We start from the raw sequence: 21,548 nt of genomic DNA, 5'->3' as shown, positions 1-21,548 counted from the left end.
CATGCGTGTCATCGGTCCCGAGGACCTCGATGTCGCAGCACAGGCGATCGAGGACGGAGGTCTCGTCATCGTTCCCACCCACCGCTGGTACATGGTCTGCGCCGACGCGAGCAACGCGCGGGCCTGCGACGACATCATCACGGGCAAGCGCCGCCCGAGCGGCAAGCCCCTCGCCTACGTAGCCACCTCCACCGCCTCCTGCGAGGAACGCTTCGTCCTCAGCCCGGAGGCCAGGTGCCTCGCGAAGGCCTTCTGGCCTGGCGATCTCGCACTACTGCTGCCGTGGAAGAGCCTGGAGGACGCCGCGCAGTTTGCGGCAGTCGGATCACCCGCCCTGGTCACCATCGACCCAGGCATCCTCGGGGACCTCGCGTCGACGGCGAAAGTACCTCTCGCAGCCACGACGGCGAACGTCTCCGGGGACGCCGGCCCGAACGACCCCGGGCCGGCCATCACCCTCGACCAGGTCCACGCCTTCCTGTCCGTCTCCGGGTTGGAACCCGACTTCATCGTCGACGGTGGAGTGTGCCCGGCGGTGAACCACTTGACCATCGTCGACTGCTTCACCCCCGAGGCCCGGCTGGTGCGAACAGGTCTTGTCCACCAGCGGGCCGTCTCGGCGGCGCTCGGCACCGAGATCCGGACCGTCTGACGACCTCGCCTCCTCCTGCTGAGCAGACAGGGGCGGGCTGCCGGAGCCAACATGATGCCTACGACCGGAGGTCAGTCATCTCTTGACATGCACCCAGCAAGAGATGACGACGCGTCACGATGGGTGTCTCGTCGTACTTGGCGACGAGATCCACTTGGCCCGGACCGTCCGCAAGTCCCACACCACCAGCCCCGCCGCCTTCACCTCACCAGCAAGCGGCCCGATCGCGCGGATCGCGGAGAACTGGGTGCGGTGGGTGGGCGTTCTGCCGTCCCGTGGATCGCTGGTCGGTGCCCCCGACCGTGTGGCGCGCGTCGGGCTCTACACCGTCACCCTCGGCGACGACGGAGCCCTGCTCGACCTGTGGGACGGCAACTGTGACGGGCTCTTGGTCGCGGCCTTCGGCGTAGGCCACGTCCCGGAGCGTCTCGTCGAAGGACTCACCAAACTCGCGTCCCGCATACCCGTGGTCCTCGCCTCCCGCATCGGCAACGGACCCGTCCTGTCCGACACGTACGGCTTCCCAGGCTCCGAGAAGGACCTCCTCGGACGAGGACTCATCGGCGCCGGAGACCTCAGCCCGTACCATGCGCGGCTCCTCCTCCACGCTCTGCTTGCCCAGGGCGCCGACGGAGCGACGGTCCGCGAGACCTTCACCACCGCCTCCGCCCGCTGATCCCACCTCATCAGGAGACACCCGCCCATGCGTGCTCACGAGCTGACCGGCGGCCGTACTTTCGGCGTCACCTTCGACCACGGGGGAGGACTTCTTCGAGGCGCTGTCCACCTTCTGCCGGGACAACGGCGTACGGCAGGGCTACATCCCCTCGTTCATCGGAGCCTTCGCGGAGGCAGAGATCGTGAGTGCATGTGAGAAGCTCGCTGACCCGGACGCACCGGTCTGGGCGAAGACGTACGTCACCAACGTCGAGGCGTTCGGCGCGGGCACACTCGCCCACGACCCGGCCACCGGCGGGATACTTCCGCACATCCACGTCTCCGCTGGCCTGAAGGCTCAGTCGGCCGACGGCAGGACTAGCCATCTCCTCAGCACCAAGGTCCAGTTCCTCAGCGAGCTGCTGATCGTGGAGGTCACGTCGCCCACCATGACCCGGCCCCGGAACCCCGACCTCTACGACGTTCCGCTGCTCACGTTCGGCTGACCGGAAGGAGCCGGCGAAGCCAGGGGTGGTTGGGCGCGATCACCTCGATCGCGTCCGCCAGCCAGACGCGTGCCGGAGCGTCGAGCAGCGGCAGTACCGCTTCGAAGTCGGTCTCGTCCTTGTCCCGGGTCGCCTTTGCCTTGTAGAAGAGCTGCACCTCGGGCGCGAGATACGGGATGCCCGCCTCGCTCGTTCGCCCGAGCTGGTCGATCGGGAGCCGGATCTCATGGGTGCGCCGCGAGACCCACTGGGTGCCCTCGGCCTCGTCCAGCATGAGTTGCACCGACCAGGGCGCCTTGGACGTGCGGCGGCACCAGATGTCGTGAAGCGGCGGCCGAAGAACCTCTTCAGGACGCCACGGCCGCAACTCCCCCTGGCCGGGCGGATCCGCCACGTGCAGGTTCCAGTCGGCCAGCAGTTCATGTACGAGGGTCTGGTTACGCCGGAGAACGAGGACGTCGAGATCGCCGTGTGCGCGCAGCTCGCGACCGACCGCGAGTTCGATCTCGTAGCCACCGGCGATCCACCACGGGAAGTCCGCCTTGGCGAAGACCGTGGCCACATCCTCGGGGCGATCCGGCACCCAGTGTCCCAACACGTCAGCAGTCACCCGCCCATACTCCCAGTGACCAGACGGGCGGAAGCACAGGCCGACGGCGAGCCGGCGGTCTCGCTGGAGTGCCTTGTCGCTCCCTGGCCCCTCGCCCTCATAGACGCCCATGAGCATCAGGGGCACCGGCGGCCATCGTTGAGTGCGTGACTCGCGACCGGCCTCGTGGTGCCTGAGCCAAGATCCTCCCGGGGCCGCGTGCCCGAAGCCGGGGTGCTTTCCTGCGGCCGTACGCCTCTCAGCGGCGTACCTGACGCGCTTCCGCGACCACGTCGCAGCTCCGGGAGACGGCCACCGACGTCACCCACAGGAGGTCCGCCGCCCGATGATTAGCGTGCCGTCCGCCATTCTCGGCCTCGTGTACTGCTGGACCGACCACACCATCAACCCGACGGGAGAAGCCCGCGCGGTTCTGCGACGTGTCCTCAAGGATCTGGGCCTGTCAGGGGACGTCATCAGCGACGGAGTTCTGGCCGTCTCGGAACTCGTGGCGCACGCGCACGAGCACGCGTGCGGTCCGTACGAGGTACACCTTCGCTCCGTTGCCGGGGCTTCGGGAGCGGGTCGGCTCCCAGATGGCTCCCAGAGCCCCAGCTTGGCGCCGACGTCTCTACGTCTGACGTGATAGGTCGTCCACCAGGAGATCGAGGGTCGCCTCTTCATGCAGCGCGACGCCCAGGGCGGTCATGGCAGGGGCGAGGTCCGGGTCCCAGTCCGCGCTGACCGGCTGGCCGTCGAGCGTCAGTTGAGGGATGCCCTCGGCCTGACTGCGAGCTGCCAGGCGCTCGTAGTCCGCTGTGCCCATGCGCCATGGCGAGGCTGCGTAGCGGCGGATGACCCGGTTGGCCAGAGCGATCCCGGGCCAGTCGAAGTCGCCGTGGTAGGCGAAGCGGCAGCCCGTGGCGGCGAGGGCGTCAAGAAGCGTGAGGACCACCGTGGCGGCGCTGCCGGACGTGCACACGAGGGGCTGGACGCAGGCCGCGTCCGCCGCGGCTTCCACCACGCGTGGATTCTCACAGATGTGGATGAGCGTTCCGGCGGGGAGTCGCAGCCGCAGGGCGTGCAGGTCGCGCGGTGTGAGGTGGGCTTCGGCGTGATGCTCGGTCCGGTCCCGTAGGGCACGCTCCCGCCAGCCCTCGCCTTCGGGTCGCAGCCCGTAGGTCAGCACCGTGCTGGACACCTCGTCCGGTGTGACGGACACCAGCCGCCACAGAGCGCGTCGACCGGCCGCGTCATCGGGGAACTCGGCGCCATGGGCGAGGGCGACACCGCGTTGGACGAGGCGTGCGAGCCAGGTGCCGTCGTCCAGGCCGTGCGCGGAGCCGGTCGCCATGGCGGCGAGTTCTCCTCGGCCGAGTGTGCCGTCCCGCTCGGGTCCGAGGAGAGTGGTGAGGACTTGGACAGCCTGTTGGAGTGTCCAGATCGCTGCTTCGGGCGGCACTCCTCTCGGCACGCCGGCACGGCGCAACAGGTCGTACCACTGCCGGGACCATTCCTGGTCGGCGAGCGGGGTGGCGTCCAATGACGAACCGAGAGACGACCACACCTGCTCCCGTCGTGCCGTCGCATCCGCGCGGGCGGCACGGCGGTCAGTGAGGGGCGGTCCGAGTTCCTCCAGGGTCTGCCTGAGCCCGAGCCCGGCGGCCGAGGCGCGCAGCCGTGCGTCGAGCACGTCGAGCCGTACGGTCACGGCGGCACCTGTGAGGGGTTTGCCCAGCAGGAGAGACAGGTCGCCCCGTTCCTGAGCGTTCATCGCGGTCAGCCGGAGCGAACCCGTGGCCTGTACGCCGTTGCTCTCCAGCCGTTTGCGCACTCCCTCCCAGAGCCGGGTGAGTCCCGGTCCCTTCAGCCAGTCGCGCGTGTCGGAGGGCAGCCCGCTCATACGGACACCAGACGCCTGTGCCGACCGTTCCAGGTGTAGTGCAGGGTGGCCACCCCGCGCACATGGGGATCCCGGAGACACTCGTAGATGTGCAGGGACGGAACCTCGGGCCAGTTGCCCATCAGCCGCTCGCTGGTGAGGACGAAGTCGAGATCGAGGTCGACGAGGATACGGCCCAGCCGGCCATGGGTGGGTTCGTCGACCTTCGCGAAGGCGTCGTCCAGGAGGATCAGCCGCGGCGCGTGCGGCGCCGACTCGGCGAGGCTGGTGAAGTGGGCGGCAGCCGCGGCGAAGAGCACGAGGTAGGAGAGCACCCGCTGTTCGCCCTGGCTGAGACCGGTCCGGCCGGTCAGCTTCCGACGGCGGCCAGGGGCCGCGTCCTCGACCACGAAGGTGTGGAAACGGAACCAGTCGCGGTAGTCCAGCGCGGTCCGCAGATGGGCGGCATAACCGGCCGACGGGTCGGCGCGCCTGGCGTCCTCGATCCGGCGTTGCAGTACCTCGCGCAGCTGCTCGGTCTGATCGCGCGTCCTGAGGCTCGACGGACTGCGCAGTAGCTCGACGGCCGCGCGTACGTCCGCGTCCACGTCCTCGTCCAGCTTCCACAGCAGCTCGACTCCGAGACCGTGGGATGTGCGTACCGTCCGCAGGGTCTCGTTGAGAGCCGCGACCAGGTTCGCCGCGGTGATGACCTGTGCCGAGAGGTGATCGCCGAGTTCACCGGTCAGGAACCGCTGGAACACATCGCGCTCGCGGTCGGTGAGCCGTCCCCTGGCCTCCGCGGCCTGGACCGCGATCCGCTCGCCCACAGCCGCGACGTCATGGGACCCGTGGTCGTCGACCAGGCGGCACACCTTGATTCCGTCGCGTTCCTCCAACTGCGCGTCGAACCCGCCGGCCAGTTGGTCGCGCAGCTCGGTGTGCCGATTGAGCAGGGTGCTGTCCGACACCTCGCCCTTCGGGCGGCCGAGGGCCTGCTCCACGGCGTCGGCGAGCGCCCGCAGCGCTCGCAGTCGGCTGCGAACGTCTGCGCCGGGATCGTCCGACACGTACTCGGGCAGCGAGGATCGGTCGAGACCGGCGCCGCGCACCACCTCGGGCCGGCCGAGAGCACCGCGAAGAGCGCTGCCGGTGTCGATGACCGCCGCCTCCTGGTCCGCCAGGTTCCCGCGCAGGCGCTTCTCGTCCTCTTCCGCGCGCACGCGCAGGTCGTGGAGTTCGTCGCGGGCTCGCCCGGCCGCGGGGAGGGCGCGGACGGCATTCGCGATGCGCTGCTTGGCCTCCTGCTCGCGGGTGAGGATCTCCTCCTCGGACGACCCGATCGCCCCCTCGCGGGTGCGCAGGTCCTGCTCAGCGGTGCGCAGCCCGGCGAGGTGGAGCCGGTAACTCTCGTCCGCGGCCAGGCGATCCTCTCGGGCGCGTGCGTACCGGTCGGCATCGGCCTGGTTCGCGCCGAGCCGCTCGCCCGTGCCGACGGCAGCCCTGCGCAGATGCCCGACACCGCTGAGCAGGGCAGCCAATGCGGTGCGTACGCGGTCCAGGGCGGCGAGGTCGCCGGACAGGTCGTGGGCGGTTGCCGTGGCATCCGCCTCGGCACGCGCCGCCACCGCGAGAGCGCGGGCCTGCTCGGCCAGCCGTGCCGCCCGGGTCGCCTTGGCGATCAGGTCACGCAGCGTCCTGTCTGCTGATTCGGTCCTGCTCCATGCGTCCGCAAGACTCCGTGCCCTGGGGAAGCCCCGTTCCGCGAGCGTGAGAGCCCGACGCATGGCATCGGCTACGGCGAGCTCCTCGCGGACGCCGGCCAGCCGCTGTTCCGTTTGCGTGATCTGCTCCTCCAGCTCGGCGAGGATGCGCCGCCGGGTTTCAGCGCGTACGGCGGCCCCCACGTACTCGGTGGCGCCCTTGTCGTGACGGCCGCTGAGCACGCCCAGACGCCAACTGCCGTCGTAGAAAACCGCGCTGTGGGCGGAGGTCTCCTGTGCCGGTGCGAGTGCGATGGTGGCCAGCAGACGTCCCACCTGCTCGGGCGTGACGCCGCCACCCGGTTCAGGGGCCGGGCGCAGGGCCGAGGCGAGAGTCGGGCCGTCCGACAGCAGGGGACCGGGCCGTAGAAGGGTGTCTCGGGTGCCGGGATCGCGAAGAGCGCCGTCCGCGCCCACCCACGCGTCCAGGATTCCGCTGGCCTCCAGGGCTCCTTCCAGACCGGCTCGGTCGGCCGGAGCGAGTTCGTCCGCGAAGTCCACGAGCCGGTAAAAAGGTGCTCCGCTGCCCGGCGTCCTCGCGGCGACGCGATGGTGCGGGGCCGGCGGCTCAGGGTCGGTACGTTGCTCCCAGTCCCGCTTCTGCTCAGCCAGGCGGTCGAGTTCCTCGCCGAGCCGACTGACGTCGAGCGCCAGGGCGTCCCGGAGTCCGGTGAGTTCCTCGCCGTACGGCTCAAATGCGGCCTGAGCGGTCTGCCGCGCCTGGCTGTCGATGTCTGGTGGCAGCGTGCGGTCCGCGAACGGCGCGTCGGCGGAGGTCTCACAGCCGACGGAGGCGTGGACGGCGTCCATAGGCGGGCAGTCGGGCCCCAGCGCGGTCCGCGCGTCCACCACCCACTCGGCGACACGGTCCGCATAGACGCGGCTCTCCTCAACGACCTTCTGGCGACTGACGTCGAGACGACCGGCGGCCTCTTCCGCCTCGCCCTCCAGCCGTTCCCGCTCGGCATCGGCCTGATCCGCCCCGCCCCGGGCCTCGTCCGCCCGTGAGATGAGACGGGTCACCTCCTGAACCATCCGGGCGCGGTTTCTCGCGACCGCCTCGGCGTCCTCCAGCTGGTTCTGCCAGGACCGTAGACCCTCCAGCGTCGTGGCCGTGTCGACGCGGGCCACGGGTCGGTGCCGTACGGTGCGCGTCTCCCTGTCCGGAGTCGTCAGCTCTGTCTCGGTGGCCTGGGCGAGAACCGTGCGCTGTAGCGCCACCGCCGCGCCGAGATGGCCGGTGGGAAGCCCGGCCTTCTCCGCCTGCGTCAGCAGTTCCCGATGCTCGGTTCCCAGCTCGGTCAGGCGGCTTCCGAGGTGTTCGACACCTTCGGCCAGCCGCTCCGCCGAGCTCTCCTCCGCGTCGTGCGCGTTCCGCAGGGTGGTGAACGCGGCCACGGCGGCGGTGTGCAGTGCCTCCACCGTGCCGCGGCGTTCTGACAGTTCGCGCAGGCTGCGGTAGGCGTGACTGGCGTGCAGGGCGGCCAGATCGGTCCGGGCGGCCTGTTCCTCTTCGCGCAGGGTCTCCAGTGTGCCCTCCGACTCCTCCTCCTGCGTCCTCAGGTCGCTCGTCCGCTGTGCGGCGTCTCCGGCCGCCCGGCGCCGCTGCGTGAGGACGCCCAGCTCGTGGCTCACTCTCTGCGCGGAGGTGCGCAGGACTCCGGCCAGGTAGCCGCGGTAGCCGGTGAGGAACGTGCGCAAGGCCGCGTCGGTGCGTTCCAGGCGGCCGAGTTCGTCCCGCACGGCGTCGAGGTCGTGGAGGTTGCGCGCCACCTTCTCGACCACGTCCTCGTCGAGCCCCGGCAGGGTCTCGCTGAGCAGGGAGGCCAGGCCCCCGTGTTCGATGCGGTCCCCGACCGTCGGGCGCCGCAGTCGGTGGAGGAGCTGGGTGAGGTTGCGGTAGCGCGTCGCATCGGTGATCCCGAACAGTTCCCGGGCCACACGGGAGCGGTGCTGGACCGCACGTTCGGTCGCGTTGTCGGAACCGACGATCTCCTTGAGCCGGTCGACCGGCAGCGGCTTACCTGCCTCGACCAGGTGCAGGTCCTCACCGACCCGCAGCGGGGTGACGAAGAACGTCGGCAGCGCCTTCTGCGTCGACTTCGAGGCACGGATGGCGGCGCCGAGCGTCAGGTGGCGGTGACCGCCGTCGGCGGCCGTGCCCCGGAACTCCACCCACAGGTACCCGAGACGGTTGGTCTGCTCGAACCCGTCCAGCATCAGCCAGGCGAGCGTGGTGCGGCCGGTGCCTGTCGCGTCCAAGGCCCGGGAGTCGCCGTCCAGAAGGTACGGGAGCAGCATCTCCAGGGCCTTGGACTTGCCCGCGCCGTTCTTGCCGCGCAGCAGCAGCCGTCCGTCGCCGAAGGAGAACTCCTGCTCGTCGTACTGCCAGACGTTCTGGATGCCCGCCCGGTGCAGCCGGAAACGCGCGCCGGTGGTCGTCGCGGGGCCGGAACGCGGCAGCGGAACGAGGCCACGCGCGTCGGTGGTCATAGCGGCAACTCCTCTTGGACGTCCGTGCCTCTGCCAGCCGCGGTGGCCGGGCGCACGGTGACGTGGGTGGCGTAGCGGGCCGCTGCGGCCAGCAGCACCCAGCCGTCACCGCCGGGCCGTGCGCCATGGACATCGGTCACCGTGCGTCCTTCCGGCGCCTCTTCGACGTATCCCTCCGGCAGTCCTTCTCCCTCGGCGCGCAGCCGCCCGGCGCGGGCCATCAGCCGCATGCGGACCAGCAGGTCCAGTACGGCCTCACGCAGGGAGGGAAGGTCCTCCAGGTAGCCGCGCTGCCAGTTGCTGCGCTGCCCGTACTCGGCGATGAGTTCGGCCAGCAGCTCGTCGACCAGGCCGTCCGGGACAGCCACTCCGATGACGAGCGTCCCGCCGGTCGCCGGATGCCCCGGCTCCTGCGGCCGAAGCTGTTCCACGAGCCGTTCCGCCAGCAGCAGCGCGGCCTGTGCGACGGTCCCGGTGCCCGGCAGGTGCAGATCCGTCAGCTCCTCCTCGGGGTCCACCAGAGCGACCCCCTCGGCACGGATCTCCAGCTCCAGCCCCAGGAGTTCAGAGAAAGCCTGGGCTTCCCGGCGCTGCCGGGTACGCAGCCAGTCGCGCTCGGCGTCGGTCAGCTCGTCGAGGTGGACGACGGGTGTCTCGACCAGCATCCGACGCACATAGGTGCGCGGTCCGCCGAACCCCGGGTCCGCTGCCCGCCGGACCAGGTCGGCGCCGTCCCGGGCCTGTGCGAGCGGGCCGGCGACGACCACGCGGGCCAGCTCCCGATCCACTGTGATCAGGGCCTCTCCGCCCGCCTCATGCGCGATCGCGGCCACTTGGCCCTCGGTCTCGATGAGCACGCCCCAGTCGACCAACTGGCGCAGAGCTGCGACCAGCGTTCGCTTCCCGGCCACCCGGCCCGTCTCCTCCAGCTCGATCCCCGCGTCGGCCGCGGCGGCCCTGATGTCGGCGACCAAGTGCGACAACAGCATCTGCTCGGGCGCGGTCACCAGCACGGACAGGGCCAGCGCGAGGCAGGCGTACGTGTGCGGGGTGAAAGGGGTGCCGGTGGAGCGCTCCAGCCGGTGTCCCGAGCTCGCCCCCAGCCCCGCCTTGAACAGCCGGGCGTAGGAGCTGTCGACCAGCAGGCGGTAGCCGAGCACCTGCTGGAACCGTTTGCCCAGCCAGTCGGCGTGCCTGCGGATCAGCGGGAAGAGGTCGGCATGGGGGCCGTCCGACGCGACCAGGGGGCGGGCGAGCAGCAGCCGGGCGGCGATGCGGCGTTCGGCGGCCAGGGCCACGTCGTGAGTCGAGGGAAGGGTCATGACACGCTCGCCTCCGCTTCGCCGTCGACCGCGGCGGAGATGCGACAGATGTCCAGCTCCAGGTCGTCCAGCAGCAGGTCACCGTCGGCCGAGTACAGCACCGTCTGCGTGCCCGCCGTCCGGCGTACGGTGAGCCGGATACGCAGTTCGACGTCTTCGCTGCCGGCCGAGTCGAGGCCGAACCCCGCCGTCTCCTCCCCGTACGTGCCGGCATTCCTCCTGAGCTGAGCGTTTCCGAGTGCGGTTGCCAGCAGCTCCAGAAGCAGGCCGAGCGCCGCCGAGGTGAGTCGAACCTCGGCGAACCGGCCGGACGCGCTACGCAGCTCGTCCGCCGCCGCTGCCCTGGCCGCTGCCCGCTGACGGGCGGCCTCCCGCAGCCGCTGCTTCTGCGCGGAGTGGTCCTCCACCGCGGAGGCCCGGCCCCGCTGTGCGCGGCTGCCCCTCTCACGCAGAGCTACCGGCACTTCGACCACCGGACCGGTCCACCAGCTCGTGTAGGCGGGCACCACCTCGTCGGTGGCCGGAGGTACGCCCAGATGGCGGGCGCCGTACAGTCCGAAGGCGGCGACGGCGATGTCGTGTGCATCCTGCGGCGCGGCTTCGTCGAACCAGCGGGCCAGCCGCAGCAGATCCTTGCGCCGGGACATCTCCCCGGTGGCCGACCGCAGCATTCGCTTGGCGTTGGCGAGCAGCGACTGCAATGCGCGCAGGGTGGCGTCGCGCAGCTGGTCGACCTGACTGCCCTGGCCGTCGGTGTCGCTGAACCAGCCGCGCAGGCCCTCCCAGTCCGCGAGCTCGCGGCCCCGGCTGCGCTGGACCCGGACTTCCAGGCGGCTTTCGCCCTGCGTCGAGAGCCCGGTGAGCCCTTGGGCGTGGGCGTCCAGCCGGTCCAGCAGAGCCGGGATGTGTGGCCAAAGGGTGTCCAGCGCCGCAGAGATCCGGGGCGCTCGGAATGCCACGTCCTCCGTGATCGCCTCGACGTAGTCCAGGAGCAGCTCCTTGAAGCCTTGGTACTCGGCGCTGTCGAGGTCGTAGCGGGACAGCACCTGCCCGAGGTAGGCGTAGAAGTCGCGTATGGAGTCCGCGAACTCGCTGAACTGCACGAACAGCGTGCTGATCCGCTCCAGTCCGTCCTGCGGCTCTATGCCGCCGGGCGCAGCCACGAGGTCGGCTAGCTCATGCAGTCCGCGCTCGACCAGTGCCAACAGTTCGTTGCTCACCTCGCGGGCGGCGTCGGCCTCGGCCAGGACCCCATCGGCGTCGCGCTGGATGCGTTCGCCCAGTTTCGACAGCTGGTAGCGCGAGCGGGAGCGCTGGTACTCGCTGATGCTGGACGCGTTCACCGTGTGGCTGCTGCGCAACAGGTTTCCCCACTGCACCAGCTGTTCCAGCCGGACCGTGAGGGTGTCGGCGTTGAGTCCTGTGGCGGAACCACCGGGCTGGCGCAGTTTCGCCATGATGTCCGGGACGGCAAGATCCGCCAGCAGCGTTCCGCAGAAGACGCGCATGATCGCGACGTGCTCCAGCCGCTCGGGCGCGCTGAGGTACGTGTACGCGTTCAGCCGCCGGCGCGCCTCCTCGTCGGCGTCCTGAGCTGCGCCTGATGCGGGTGCCCCCATGCTCGCGAGGTTACGCGGTGCATCCAACTGCCGCCGGTGTGTGGCCGGAATTGCCACAGACGTGTGCCAGCTCGTAGTGGTTCCCGTGGCAGCGGCTTGTGAGGCAAGGGAGGGTGCCAGGGCCTTGGGCGAGGATGCCGGCGGCGTCGCCGACGGCCCACATGGCAACCGCGTACACCTTGTCGCTGACTCCCTCGTCGAGCAAGGCTCCGATGCGGTCGTGGTCGTACGTCATGGTCTCTCTTCGCCGGGTGCCCCGTCGGTCAGCGTAGTGACGATCGCGGAGCTGTTCAGGTAGTGACGTGTCGAGTCGTCCGGCGGTCGGTTCATGTGAGCTGTCGGCCGAGGCTGGTCAGGGATCGTGCGGTCGCCGAGAGGGGAAAGCGTGCCCCGTTGACGTAGCCCGCCTGCCGCGCGCGAGGTTTCCTGCTGTGCAGCCCCGGTGGCCGGGTGCGGGGCAAAGCGGCCGTGCAAGAGGTCGGCCCAGGGGCGGGGATCACTGGGTGGACCCTGGGTCGCAGCGGCAGGTGTACAGCCGGTCCAGGCGGACGGAGGTGCGGACTGTTGCCGACGGCTCGGCGTCTGGGACGGCATACGTGACGGTTGCTGTGGCGGTCCGGGTCTCGCTGGTCACGATCGACGCCACCAGCCCGAGGCCGACGACGACGGTGCACATAAGGATCGCCCTGGCGGGCACGCCGCCCGGTTCGGTCATACGGTGGCGGCCGGCCGGTCACCGATCGGCCGCTTTGATCACGATCTCAGCCCAGACCCTTTTCCCCCAGGGAAGGAGGTCGGTTCCCCAGCGGTCGGAAATGAGGTCGACCAGGAGCAGGCCCCTGCCGCCCAAGGCGTCCGGCTCGGGATGATGCAGCTCAGGCATGCAGCGGCGGGACTTGTCGACCGCGGTGACGCGGAGCCGGTCGCCGGGGCGCGTGCACGGGCGCACTCCCCGGCGGCTGATAGGTAGTCAACGCCCGAGGAAGGGGATGGGGAGACTCCAGAAGGTGACTCCAACATGGAGTCATGATCAGGGCGTTGGCTCTAGCATTGACCCATCCGCTACTCGGGGGAGTTGCAGATGTACCGTCTGTCACGGATCCGCGTGAGGTCATCGCCGGTCTGCTCGGGGATGAACGCCTGCTCAGGGCGTGCGCCGAGCGAGACATGGGCGCGGTGTTCCGGATGCTCAATGCGCGTGGGGTCAGCACGCGGCGCATCGCTGCTGCCGTCGACATCACGCAGGGGCGTCTGTACGACTACATGAACGGCAAGAGTCGGGTAGAGAAGCTGACTCTGTTCGAGCAGATCGCCGATGCCTTCCACATCCCGGGTCATCTGCTGGGGCTGGCTCGTCGGTCGTGGGAGCCCGCGCCGGCAACTGCGGAGCATGGGCGGGCGGACCATCCGCCGCCGGACGGTGACGATCTGGTGGCCATGGACCACTTCCGCAGTGCGGACCGGCAGACTGGCGGCGGCCGGTTGTACGGCGCCGTCGTCCGGCACCTGTCGGACCGGGTGGCGCCCCGACTGGTCGACCTGGGCAGCGGCCCGCAGGTGTTCGCCGCGGCAGCCGCGCTGACCGAGATGGCCGGGTGGATGGCGCACGACTCCGGGCGCGACGACCATGCCGCACAGCACTTCGCCCGCGCGCTTCCCCTGGCCGGACGTCGGGTGACATGCCGTTGGCCGCCCACGTCGCCGCGAGCAGCAGCCATCTTGCGCGGGAGACCGGAGACACGGCCGGGGCCGTTGGATGGGCGCGGACCGGGCTGGACCTGGCAGCGCAGGGTCCCCGGATTCCGGCGCTGACGGCACGGCTGCACACGATGCAGGCGCAGGCCCTGGCGGTCGCCGCGCAGCGCACCCCGGCCGCCTGTGCGCTGGGGGCCGCACACGATGATCTCGACGCGGCGGCTGCTGCTGGTCATCCTTGGCTGAGCCCGTTCGATGCCGCCGCCATGGCCAGTGAGGCGGCGCTGATCATGCGCGACCTGGAGCAGTACGACCAAGCGCTGGCATTTGCGGAACAGGCTGCGGGAGGCGGGGCGGGCTCGGTCGCTGGCTCTGAGCCGGATCACTCTGGTGCACGTAGGCCACGACTTGCTCAGCACGAGCCCCACGCTCGGTTCGGTTCGGGTGGTGCAGCAGCTCGACGGGCTGCGCCGTCTGCTGGAGCCACACCGGGGGTACGCGCCGGTAAAGGAGTACCTGACGCGGTTCGATGATGCGCGCCGCGCCAGAACGCTCCTGCTGGCCGATCTGATTCCGCCGCACCTGGGAGGCACCACCGCATGAGGGGCACTGCACCCGACCCCACTGACACCGACGCCTGGAACGCCTATCTAGCGGAGGGCAATGCCCGGCAGGCCCGCAAGCGCGTGGCGGCCGATGTCCTGCCGAGGGACCCGGACGGTCGCGTGCTGCTGGTGAACCCCACCTACAAACCCGACTGGGACCTGCCCGGCGGGATGGCGGAGGCCAACGAACCGCCGGAGGACGCGGTGCGCCGGGAGCTGATCGAGGAACTCGGCCTGCACATCAACCTGCTCGGGCTGCTGGTCGTGGACTGGGTTGCCCCACACGGTCCCTGGGACGATCAGATCGCGTTCATCTTCGACGGCGGCACGCTCGACCCGGAGCAGGCCCACCGACTACGCCCGCGGGACGAAGAGCTGTCGGAGGCCGCGTTCGTCACAGCCGCCGACGCCGCCGGTCGACTTCAGGACCGGATGCGGCGCCGGTTCGAGCACGCCTTGAAGGCGCTGGAGGCGGGACGCCCGCTGTACCTCCGAGACGGCACTCCCGTCATGTGACGGCGCAGGACATACCCCGCGCAGCGTCTTGCACAACAACGTTGAGTCGCGGCCCGAGCCAATGCGCAGACGCTGCGCAGCGCATCGTGCCGCCGGTCCCCGTTCCGTGCGCAGTCGGGCGGTGAATGCGCACAGTTGGGGGCGGACGGCATGCGCAGCGCTGTGACCTGCTGTGGTTTGGCTCGTGGTCAGGCTTGGACCGCGCCATGGTCAGGCCCGACCATGCGCATGGTCGGGCCTGTCGTCAGGTCTGCGCAGGCCAGGTACCGAGCTCGGACGGGTCGTGCGCGGGGTGCTGATCGGTCGTACGCTCACGGCGCCGGGACGTCCAGCCGACTCGTTGCGCAGGGTCCTGGACGGGCCGCCAGACGGGTGCGGAGGGGCCGTGCTGCAGCAGGTCGGTCATCGGCGCGGCCAGCACAGGGACGTCGTGCAGGAAAGTTCCCACCCCGAGTGCTCCGGCTGCCGCGTGGAGGGCGTGGATGCGGTGGTCGATGCCAGCGGGGCCGGTGGCGTCCAGGACGAACAGCAGTCGCGGGAAGAGCGGATAGCGGCGCCGCCAGTCCGGTTCTGTCCGGAAGCCGTCGGCCTGCCGGGAGCGGCCGGGCGGAGGAGCGGAGATGTAGGAGTGGAGGCGGCTGTAGGTGTCGAGTTTCGCCGCGAGCCGTTCCGGGCCCATGGTCGCCCGGTCGACCTCCACAAAGGCGCGCAGCATCGGCCCGTCGGCCTCCTGGTAGAACAGCAGGGCGTCGGGAATGACGGCCTCCCCGCCCCCGAGGGAGTGGTGGACCTCCGGTATCCAGTCCAGCGGTCGGCAGATGTCGCCTCGGGCGTGGGCGTCCTGCTGAAACGCGACGCCGACTTCGGTCGCAGCCAGGGCATGCGCCACCCGCAGCCGCGCGGCGCTCGGATCGGCGATCAGCCGAGGCGGTGCGAAGTCCCGTAACTCCGGCCACTCGGAAGCGACCTGCACGCCGTAGCGGGTGGCGAACCACGCCCGACGACGCCCTGCCTGAGGCAGCGTCACCCACTGCACCAACGCCTCCTCCCGCAGCTTCACGAGCCGCCGCCGGGTCTGCTCGATCCGCACCCGGGGCGCGATCACCCGGTGCAGCTGCTCCGTCGTCACCAGCCGGTACTGCGCGACCACGGCCAGCGCCAGCCGGTCACCCATGGCCGCGTCCAGGTTCAACGGCATCCTCGCCACCTCCCACACCGGCCCCGGCCGTTCCGGCGCCGTGTACCGCCACCGCATCAGCCGACCCCGACCACACCACCGACCATGAGCAGCCGACCACAGGCACGATTCGATAACCCCGCCTCCAACCCCTCCCGTGACTTCACTGAATACCCCCGCCGCTACACCTCCGACAATCGGCCGTACCTCTCCGGCACCTGGTGATGTATCTGCAGGTCACCAGGCCATTCCGCGCATGGTCGGGTGCCGGACATCCCCCTCTGCACACCACACACCCAGCCCAGGACCAGGAAGAAAAGAAAAGGGACGGGATGGGTGGGCGGCGAGCCTCGGGGGATCGGGGGCGCCTTCGACCTCTTCGCGCATCGGCCGGTGGCCTCCGCGACGACGCGCTGCCAGCTGCGCGCGAGTGCTCTGGGTTCGTGTACCCGTCGTGCGGCGAGGACACGGCGGCGCCCGCCAGGATGGCGTACCCGTGCCGGTATTCACACCCTCGTCCCGGCGGTACTTGGCTTCAAGTGCGCTTCAAGCTCAAGCATTCCGTGCACGCGCCCCGAATATGGGCGAACGGGAGGAATCATCGTGCATTAGCGCACGATCGGCAGCGATCCGCGTACCTGCCGTGAGGTGAGCGTGCTGGCGCTGTGGGCGATGCTGTTCGGCTCGCGCGCGGACGGGAAGAAGTCCTTCGCCGTTCTCGACCGCTATGTCGAGGCGGGCTGGAACTTCATTGACACGTCCGACAACTAAGTTTTCTGGGAGGGCGGCGGTCAGGGCGGCCAGAGCGATGAACTGCTGGGCCGCTGGCGGTGCAGCCGAGGCGTCGGCGACGAGGTCTTCGTCGCAACGAGGTTGGGCACCCGCCGCTGGCCCCTGGTACGGACTTCGTCGGCAACACTGCGGGGCTGTCGGCGAAGGTGATCCGCGAGTCCGCTGAACGCAGCCGCGAGAGGCTCGGCATGGAGAAGCTCGATCTGCTCTACGCCTACATAGACGATTTCACCGCTCCGCTGGAGGAGACGGCCGAAGGTTTCGCGGCTCTGGTCGGCCGAGGGCGCCGTTGGCCTGCTGGGGGTGAGTAACCAGGCTGTCTGGCAGGTCGAGTAGGCCCGCGCCCTCGCGGCTGCGGCGGGACCGCCCGGCTGTCGGAGATAGTGACGACCAGTTCCGATTTGCGGCGTCTCACCCATGACCGACGTACGTAGGGTGGGGTCATGCAGCTCCGGTACAGCTTCCGCCTGTACCCCGACGCCGCACAGCAGGCCGCGCTGGCCCGGGCGTTCGGGTGCGCCCGCGTCGTGTTCAACGATGCGGTGCGCGCCCGTGAGGACGCCCGCAGGACCGGGCTGCCGTTCCCGACGGCCGGGCAACTGTCCCGACAGCTGATCACCGAGGCCAAGCGGACGAAGGAACGGTCCTGGCTGGGCGAGGTATCCGCGGTGGTGCTCCAACAATCCCTGCGGGACGCCGAGACCGCGTATCGCAACTTTTTCGCCTCGCTCAGAGGCACCCGCAAGGGACCGAAACTGGGTCCGCCACGCTTGAAGTCCCGTAAGGACGCCCGGCAGTCGATCCGCTTCACCGCCAACGCCCGCTGGAAGATCACCGACGGTGGCCGTCTGAACCTGCCGAAGATCGGCGCGGTGCAGGTGAAGTGGTCCCGCACCCTACCCACTACACCGTCCTCAGTTACCGTGATCAAGGATGCGGCGGGCAGATTCTTCGCTTCCTTCGTCGTCGACACCGACCCCGCCGAAGACTCCGCACGGATGCCCGACACCGACCGCACCATGGGCATCGATCTCGGCCTGACGCACTTCGCCGTCCTGTCCACCGGCGAGAAAATCGACTCTCCCAGGTTCTTGCGCCGGGCGGAGAAGAAACTCAAGAGGGCCCAGAGGGAGCTGTCCCGTAAGCAGAAGGGATCGAAGAACCGCGCCAAGGCCCGTTTCAAGGTCGCCCGCGCCCATGCCAAGGTCGCTGATGCCCGCCGAGATTTTCACCACCAGCTCTCCACGAAGCTGATCTCCGAGAACCAAGGGATCGCCGTGGAGGACCTGTCGGTGGCGGGACTGGCGCGCACCAGGCTGGCCAAGTCCGTCCACGATGCCGGCTGGTCGCAGTTCGTGGCCATGCTGGAGTACAAGGCGGCACGGTACGGACGCACGCTGGTGAAGATCGGGCGTTTCACACCGACCTCGCACACCTGCTCCACCTGCGGCGCGGTTGACGGGCCCAAACCCCTGTCCGTGCGGGAGTGGACCTGCGTCACCTGCAGGACGGTCCACGACCGGGATATCAATGCCGCACTCAACATCAAACAGGCCGCCGGACTGGCGGCATCGGCCTGTGGAGCGCCGGTAAGACCAGAACCCGTTCTGGCACAGCGCGAAGAAACAGGAAGCCACGGACTCCCGACCGGAAACCGTGCCGCATAGCGGCACAGCAACCAGTCAGGGAAGGCCAGAATCCTCGCCCCGCAGGACGAGGAGCATGTCAAGAGGTCCTCCAGTACCAGCACTCCTACCTGCACCCGCGTACCGACCTGCCGAGCGGACTCTTCCCGGACGGCAGCCTGGGCGGGGCTGACGGCCAACTGCTCGGTTATCTTCGGGCGGAGCCCGAGCTGACCCTGGTCGCCTACTCGCCGCTCGTGGGCGGTGCCTACACCCGTACGGACAAGCCGCTCCCGCTGGACTACGACCATCCCGGCACCCCGGCCCGTCTGGCGGTGCTGCGCGAGGTGGCCCGGGAGACGGGGGTGACGGTCAACCAGGTCGTCCTGGCCTGGCAGTTGGGCGGGGCGCTGCCCGTCGTACCGCTGGCCGGGGCGTCCTCGGTGGCCCAGCTGGAGGAGAATCTCGCGGCCGTGGAACTGGAGTTGACGGTCAGTCAGAGGAATTGATTGGACGGGGTGTGCTGACTCGGTGACGGTCGTCGGCAGGGATACGCCCGATCGCAGCGGGTAGGTCTGGAAGCCGACCCGGCGTTCCCCCCCCGGCGCACAGTGAGGTGCAGGCATGATGGATCGCTCTTCGCACGTCCACTCCCGCAGATCGGCCACCGTGGCGGCGCTGGCCGCGGCGACGGCCCTGATCCTCGCGGGCTGCTCCAGCGGTTCAGGCGGCAAGAAGGCCGAGGAGGGCGGGGACGGCGCGGCCGCGGGCAAGGCCGGCACGCCCGCGATGACGGTCGCGCTGGTCACCCATCAGGCACCCGGCGACACCTTCTGGGACATCGTCCGCAAGGGCGCGCAGGCCGCCGCGGACAAGGACAACATCAAGCTCGTCTACTCCGCCGACCCGAACGCGGGCACCCAGGCCAACCTGGTCCAGAACGCGATCGACCAGAAGGTCGACGGCATCGCGATCACCCTGGCCAAGCCGGACGCGATGAAGGCCGTGGCGGGCAAGGCGGAAGCGGCGGGGATCCCCGTGGTGGGCCTCAACTCCGGGCTGAGCGACTGGAAGAACCTCGGTCTCATGTCGTTCTTCGGACAGGACGAGAGCGTGGCGGGCGAGGCGTTCGGCAAGAAGCTGAACGAGGTCGGCGCCAAGAACACCGTCTGTGTGATCCAGGAACAGGGGAACGTCGGCCTCACCCAGCGCTGCGACGGCCTGAAGAAGACCTTCCAGGGCACCACGCAGATCCTCTACGTCAACGGCACCGACATGCCGTCCGTGAAGTCCACCATCACCGCCAAGCTGAAGCAGGACGGTGCCATCGACTACGTCGTCGCCCTCGGCGCGCCGTACGCGCTGACCGCGGTGCAGTCGGTCGCGGACGCGGGCAGCAAGGCGAAGATCGCCACCTTCGACCTCAACAAGCAGCTCACCGGCGCCATCTCCAAGGGTGACATCCAGTTCGCCGTCGACCAGCAGCCGTACCTCCAGGGCTACTTGGCGATCGACTCCCTGTGGCTCTACAAGAACAACGGCAACTACAGCGGCGGCGGGGAGCAGCCGGTGCTGACCGGTCCGGCCTTCGTCGACAAGTCCAACGTCGACAAGGTCGCCGCGTTCGCCGCGAAGGGCACCCGCTGAGATGACCCGAGCAACGGCACCGGCGGCGAGCGCCTCGCCGCCGGCCGCGCCGGCCGGCCGCACGGACGGGCGCGGCACCCGGCGCTCCCCGGTGCGCAGACTGCTGGCCCGCCCGGAGGTGGGCGCGCTGATCGCCGCGATCGGCGTGTACGTCTTCTTCTTCGCGGCCGCCCCCTCGTTCCGTACCGCGGGCGCCCTGTCCACGGTCCTCTACCAGGCGTCCGTCATGGGCATCATGACGCTGCCGGTGGCCCTGCTGATGATCGGCGGCGAGTTCGACCTGTCCGCCGGTGTCGCGGTCACCACCTCGGCGCTGACCGCCGCCATCCTGAGCTTCCAGCTCACGGTGAACGTGTGGACCGGCGTGGCCGTGGCCCTGGTCGTCTCCCTGGCCGTCGGCGCCTTCAACGGCTGGCTGCTGATCAGGACCGGTCTGCCCAGTTTCCTGGTGACCCTGGGCTCCTTCCTGATCCTCCAGGGCTCCAACCTCGCCGTCACCAAGATCTTCACCGACAACGTCGCCAGCGACTCGATCGCCGACATGGACGGCTTCGGCCAGGCCAGGAAGGTCTTCGCCTCCGAATTCACCGTCGGGGGAGTGGACTTCAAGATAACCATCGTCTACTGGCTGGTGTTCGCCGCGGCCGCCACCTGGCTGCTGCTGCGCACCCGGTTCGGCAACTGGATCTTCGCGGTCGGTGGCGACCAGGACAGCGCCCGCGCGGTCGGCGTGCCCGTCGACCGCACCAAGGTCGTCCTGTTCATGGGGGTGGGGGCCGGCGCCTGGTTCGTCGGCATGCACCTGCTGTTCTCGTTCGACACGGTGCAGTCCGGCGAGGGCGTCGGCAACGAGTTCCTCTACATCATCGCGGCGGTCATCGGCGGCTGCCTGCTGACCGGCGGCTACGGCTCGGCGATCGGCCCCGTCATCGGCGCCTTCATCTTCGGCATGGTCAACCAGGGCATCGTCTACGCCAACTGGAATCCCGACTGGTTCAAGGCGTTCCTCGGCGTGATGCTCCTGGTCGCGGCCCTCGTCAATCTGTGGGTCCGGCGTACGGCTACCCGGAGGTGAACATGACCAGCAACGGCAGCGGTCCGCACGGAGGCGGCCGCGAGGACGACCAGCCGGAGCAGGCAGCGCCAGTCGTCGAACTCCGGGGCGCGGGCAAGTCCTACGGCAACATCCGCGCCCTGCACGGGGTCGACCTGGCGGTCCGCCCCGGCCGGGTGACCTGCGTCCTGGGCGACAACGGCGCGGGCAAGTCCACCCTCATCAAGATCATCTCTGGGCTGCACCGGCACACCGAGGGCGAACTGCTCGTCGACGGCGCGCCGGTGCGCTTCAGCTCCCCGCGCGAGGCCCTCGACCTGGGCATCGCCACCGTCTACCAGGACCTGGCCACGGTCCCGCTCATGCCGGTCTGGCGGAACTTCTTCCTGGGCTCGGAGATCACGCGCGGCCCCTGGCCGCTGCGCCGCCTCGACATCGCGGGGATGAAGCGGACCGCGGACGAGGAACTGCGCAGCATGGGCATCGTCCTGGACGACCTGGAGCAGCCGGTCGGCACGCTCTCCGGCGGCCAGCGCCAGTGCGTGGCCATCGCCCGCGCCGTACACTTCGGCGCCCGGGTGCTGATCCTGGACGAGCCGACGGCCGCGCTCGGCGTCAAGCAGTCCGGTGTCGTGCTCAAGTACATCGCCGCCGCCCGCGAACGCGGCCTCGGCGTCGTCTTCATCACCCACAACCCGCACCACGCCTACCTGGTCGGCGACCATTTCAGCGTGCTGCGCCTGGGCACCCTCGAACTCGGCGCCGAGCGTGCCGAGGTGACCTTGCAGGAACTCACCCACCACATGGCCGGCGGCGCCGAACTCGCCGCGCTCAGGCATGAACTGGCCCAGGTGCACGGGGTCGACATCGAGGAACTGCCGGAGGCGTAGACCGGCTCAGAGCCGTCTTCCGCCCCCGCTCGCACGCCGAGCGGCGGGCGGGCGTGGCACGGGC

At 69.8% G+C, this 21,548-nt stretch carries 18 protein-coding genes and 2 pseudogenes; 12 read left to right on the top strand and 8 right to left on the bottom strand.

The window, feature by feature from the left end:
- The first annotated feature begins 1 nt into the window (after position 1).
- The 3 genes from ABT085_RS12530 (at position 2) to ABT085_RS12520 (ending at position 1,815) form a co-directional block, all read left to right on the top strand.
- Positions 2–652 (top strand): L-threonylcarbamoyladenylate synthase, encoded by a 651-nt coding sequence (locus ABT085_RS12530; protein ID WP_351605296.1) that lies wholly within the window; start codon positions 2–4, stop codon positions 650–652.
- Positions 653–755: 103 nt separating this feature from the next.
- Positions 756–1,328, top strand: a complete 573-nt coding sequence (locus ABT085_RS12525; RefSeq protein WP_351605294.1) for an asparaginase domain-containing protein — start codon at positions 756–758, stop codon at positions 1,326–1,328.
- Between the two features lie 103 nt (positions 1,329–1,431).
- The gene (locus ABT085_RS12520) at positions 1,432–1,815 is read left to right on the top strand and encodes a PCC domain-containing protein (RefSeq protein WP_351605342.1); all 384 of its coding nucleotides are present in this window, start codon (positions 1,432–1,434) and stop codon (positions 1,813–1,815) included.
- On the opposite strand, the gene ABT085_RS12515 is transcribed toward ABT085_RS12520, so the two are convergent.
- From ABT085_RS12515 to ABT085_RS12485, 7 genes are all read right to left on the bottom strand, one after another.
- Positions 1,802–2,425, bottom strand: a complete 624-nt coding sequence (locus ABT085_RS12515) for a nucleotidyltransferase domain-containing protein (protein ID WP_502982716.1) — start codon at positions 2,423–2,425, stop codon at positions 1,802–1,804. The two genes, ABT085_RS12520 and ABT085_RS12515, sit on opposite strands and share 14 nt — an antisense overlap.
- Positions 2,426–3,035: 610 nt before the next feature.
- Entirely contained in the window at positions 3,036–4,307 is a 1,272-nt protein-coding gene (locus tag ABT085_RS12510) for a TIGR02679 family protein (protein ID WP_351605290.1), read from the bottom strand.
- Complete coding sequence (locus ABT085_RS12505; RefSeq protein ID WP_351605287.1) at positions 4,304–8,542, bottom strand: TIGR02680 family protein; 4,239 nt, start codon at positions 8,540–8,542, stop codon at positions 4,304–4,306. Before ABT085_RS12505 ends, ABT085_RS12510 begins: the two co-directional genes overlap by 4 nt.
- Positions 8,539–9,864 carry a TIGR02678 family protein gene (locus ABT085_RS12500; protein WP_351605284.1) on the bottom strand — a complete coding sequence of 442 codons (1,326 nt, stop codon included), beginning with the start codon at positions 9,862–9,864 and terminating at the stop codon, positions 8,539–8,541. Before ABT085_RS12500 ends, ABT085_RS12505 begins: the two co-directional genes overlap by 4 nt.
- Positions 9,861–11,483: a TIGR02677 family protein gene (locus ABT085_RS12495; protein WP_351605281.1), complete on the bottom strand. Its 1,623-nt coding sequence runs from the start codon at positions 11,481–11,483 to the stop codon at positions 9,861–9,863. Before ABT085_RS12495 ends, ABT085_RS12500 begins: the two co-directional genes overlap by 4 nt.
- Positions 11,484–11,493: 10 nt before the next feature.
- Complete coding sequence (locus ABT085_RS46685) at positions 11,494–11,718, bottom strand: hypothetical protein (RefSeq protein WP_502982715.1); 225 nt, start codon at positions 11,716–11,718, stop codon at positions 11,494–11,496.
- A 261-nt stretch (positions 11,719–11,979) separates the two neighbouring features.
- Complete coding sequence (locus ABT085_RS12485; protein ID WP_351605279.1) at positions 11,980–12,198, bottom strand: hypothetical protein; 219 nt, start codon at positions 12,196–12,198, stop codon at positions 11,980–11,982.
- Positions 12,199–12,509: 311 nt separating this feature from the next.
- On the opposite strand from ABT085_RS12485, the gene ABT085_RS12480 reads away from it, so the two are divergent.
- The 3 genes from ABT085_RS12480 (at position 12,510) to ABT085_RS12470 (ending at position 14,299) form a co-directional block, all read left to right on the top strand.
- Positions 12,510–13,295, top strand: coding sequence for a helix-turn-helix domain-containing protein (locus ABT085_RS12480; RefSeq protein ID WP_351605276.1), 786 nt, complete (start codon positions 12,510–12,512; stop codon positions 13,293–13,295).
- 330 nt (positions 13,296–13,625) lie between these two features.
- Positions 13,626–13,781: a hypothetical protein gene (locus ABT085_RS12475; protein ID WP_351605268.1), complete on the top strand. Its 156-nt coding sequence runs from the start codon at positions 13,626–13,628 to the stop codon at positions 13,779–13,781.
- Positions 13,778–14,299: an NUDIX domain-containing protein gene (locus ABT085_RS12470; RefSeq protein WP_351605267.1), complete on the top strand. Its 522-nt coding sequence runs from the start codon at positions 13,778–13,780 to the stop codon at positions 14,297–14,299. The genes ABT085_RS12475 and ABT085_RS12470 overlap by 4 nt, the downstream gene beginning before the upstream one ends.
- A 244-nt stretch (positions 14,300–14,543) precedes the next feature.
- On the opposite strand, the gene ABT085_RS12465 is transcribed toward ABT085_RS12470, so the two are convergent.
- On the bottom strand, positions 14,544–15,497 hold the full coding sequence (locus tag ABT085_RS12465; RefSeq protein WP_351605264.1) for a replication-relaxation family protein: 954 nt from the start codon (positions 15,495–15,497) through the stop codon (positions 14,544–14,546).
- Between the two features lie 597 nt (positions 15,498–16,094).
- Between ABT085_RS12465 and ABT085_RS12460 the strand changes: the two are divergent.
- From ABT085_RS12460 to ABT085_RS12435, 6 genes and pseudogenes are all read left to right on the top strand, one after another.
- Positions 16,095–16,601: pseudogene (locus tag ABT085_RS12460) on the top strand (aldo/keto reductase); the annotation flags it as partial.
- Positions 16,602–16,711: 110 nt separating this feature from the next.
- The gene (locus tag ABT085_RS12455; protein ID WP_351605261.1) at positions 16,712–17,935 is read left to right on the top strand and encodes an RNA-guided endonuclease InsQ/TnpB family protein; all 1,224 of its coding nucleotides are present in this window, start codon (positions 16,712–16,714) and stop codon (positions 17,933–17,935) included.
- Between the two features lie 62 nt (positions 17,936–17,997).
- Positions 17,998–18,402: pseudogene (locus ABT085_RS12450) on the top strand (aldo/keto reductase); the annotation flags it as partial.
- Positions 18,403–18,520: 118 nt separating this feature from the next.
- The gene (locus ABT085_RS12445) at positions 18,521–19,540 is read left to right on the top strand and encodes a substrate-binding domain-containing protein (protein ID WP_351605340.1); all 1,020 of its coding nucleotides are present in this window, start codon (positions 18,521–18,523) and stop codon (positions 19,538–19,540) included.
- Between the two features lies 1 nt (position 19,541).
- Positions 19,542–20,615, top strand: a complete 1,074-nt coding sequence (locus tag ABT085_RS12440) for an ABC transporter permease (protein WP_351605258.1) — start codon at positions 19,542–19,544, stop codon at positions 20,613–20,615.
- Between the two features lie 2 nt (positions 20,616–20,617).
- Complete coding sequence (locus ABT085_RS12435; RefSeq protein WP_351605255.1) at positions 20,618–21,484, top strand: ATP-binding cassette domain-containing protein; 867 nt, start codon at positions 20,618–20,620, stop codon at positions 21,482–21,484.
- Positions 21,485–21,548: the final 64 nt, after the last annotated feature.

The sequence above is a fragment of the Streptomyces sp. NPDC002265 genome, assembly GCF_040296125.1.
Lineage (GTDB): Bacteria > Actinomycetota > Actinomycetes > Streptomycetales > Streptomycetaceae > Streptomyces.
This window is presented reverse-complemented; position numbering and strand designations above follow the sequence as displayed.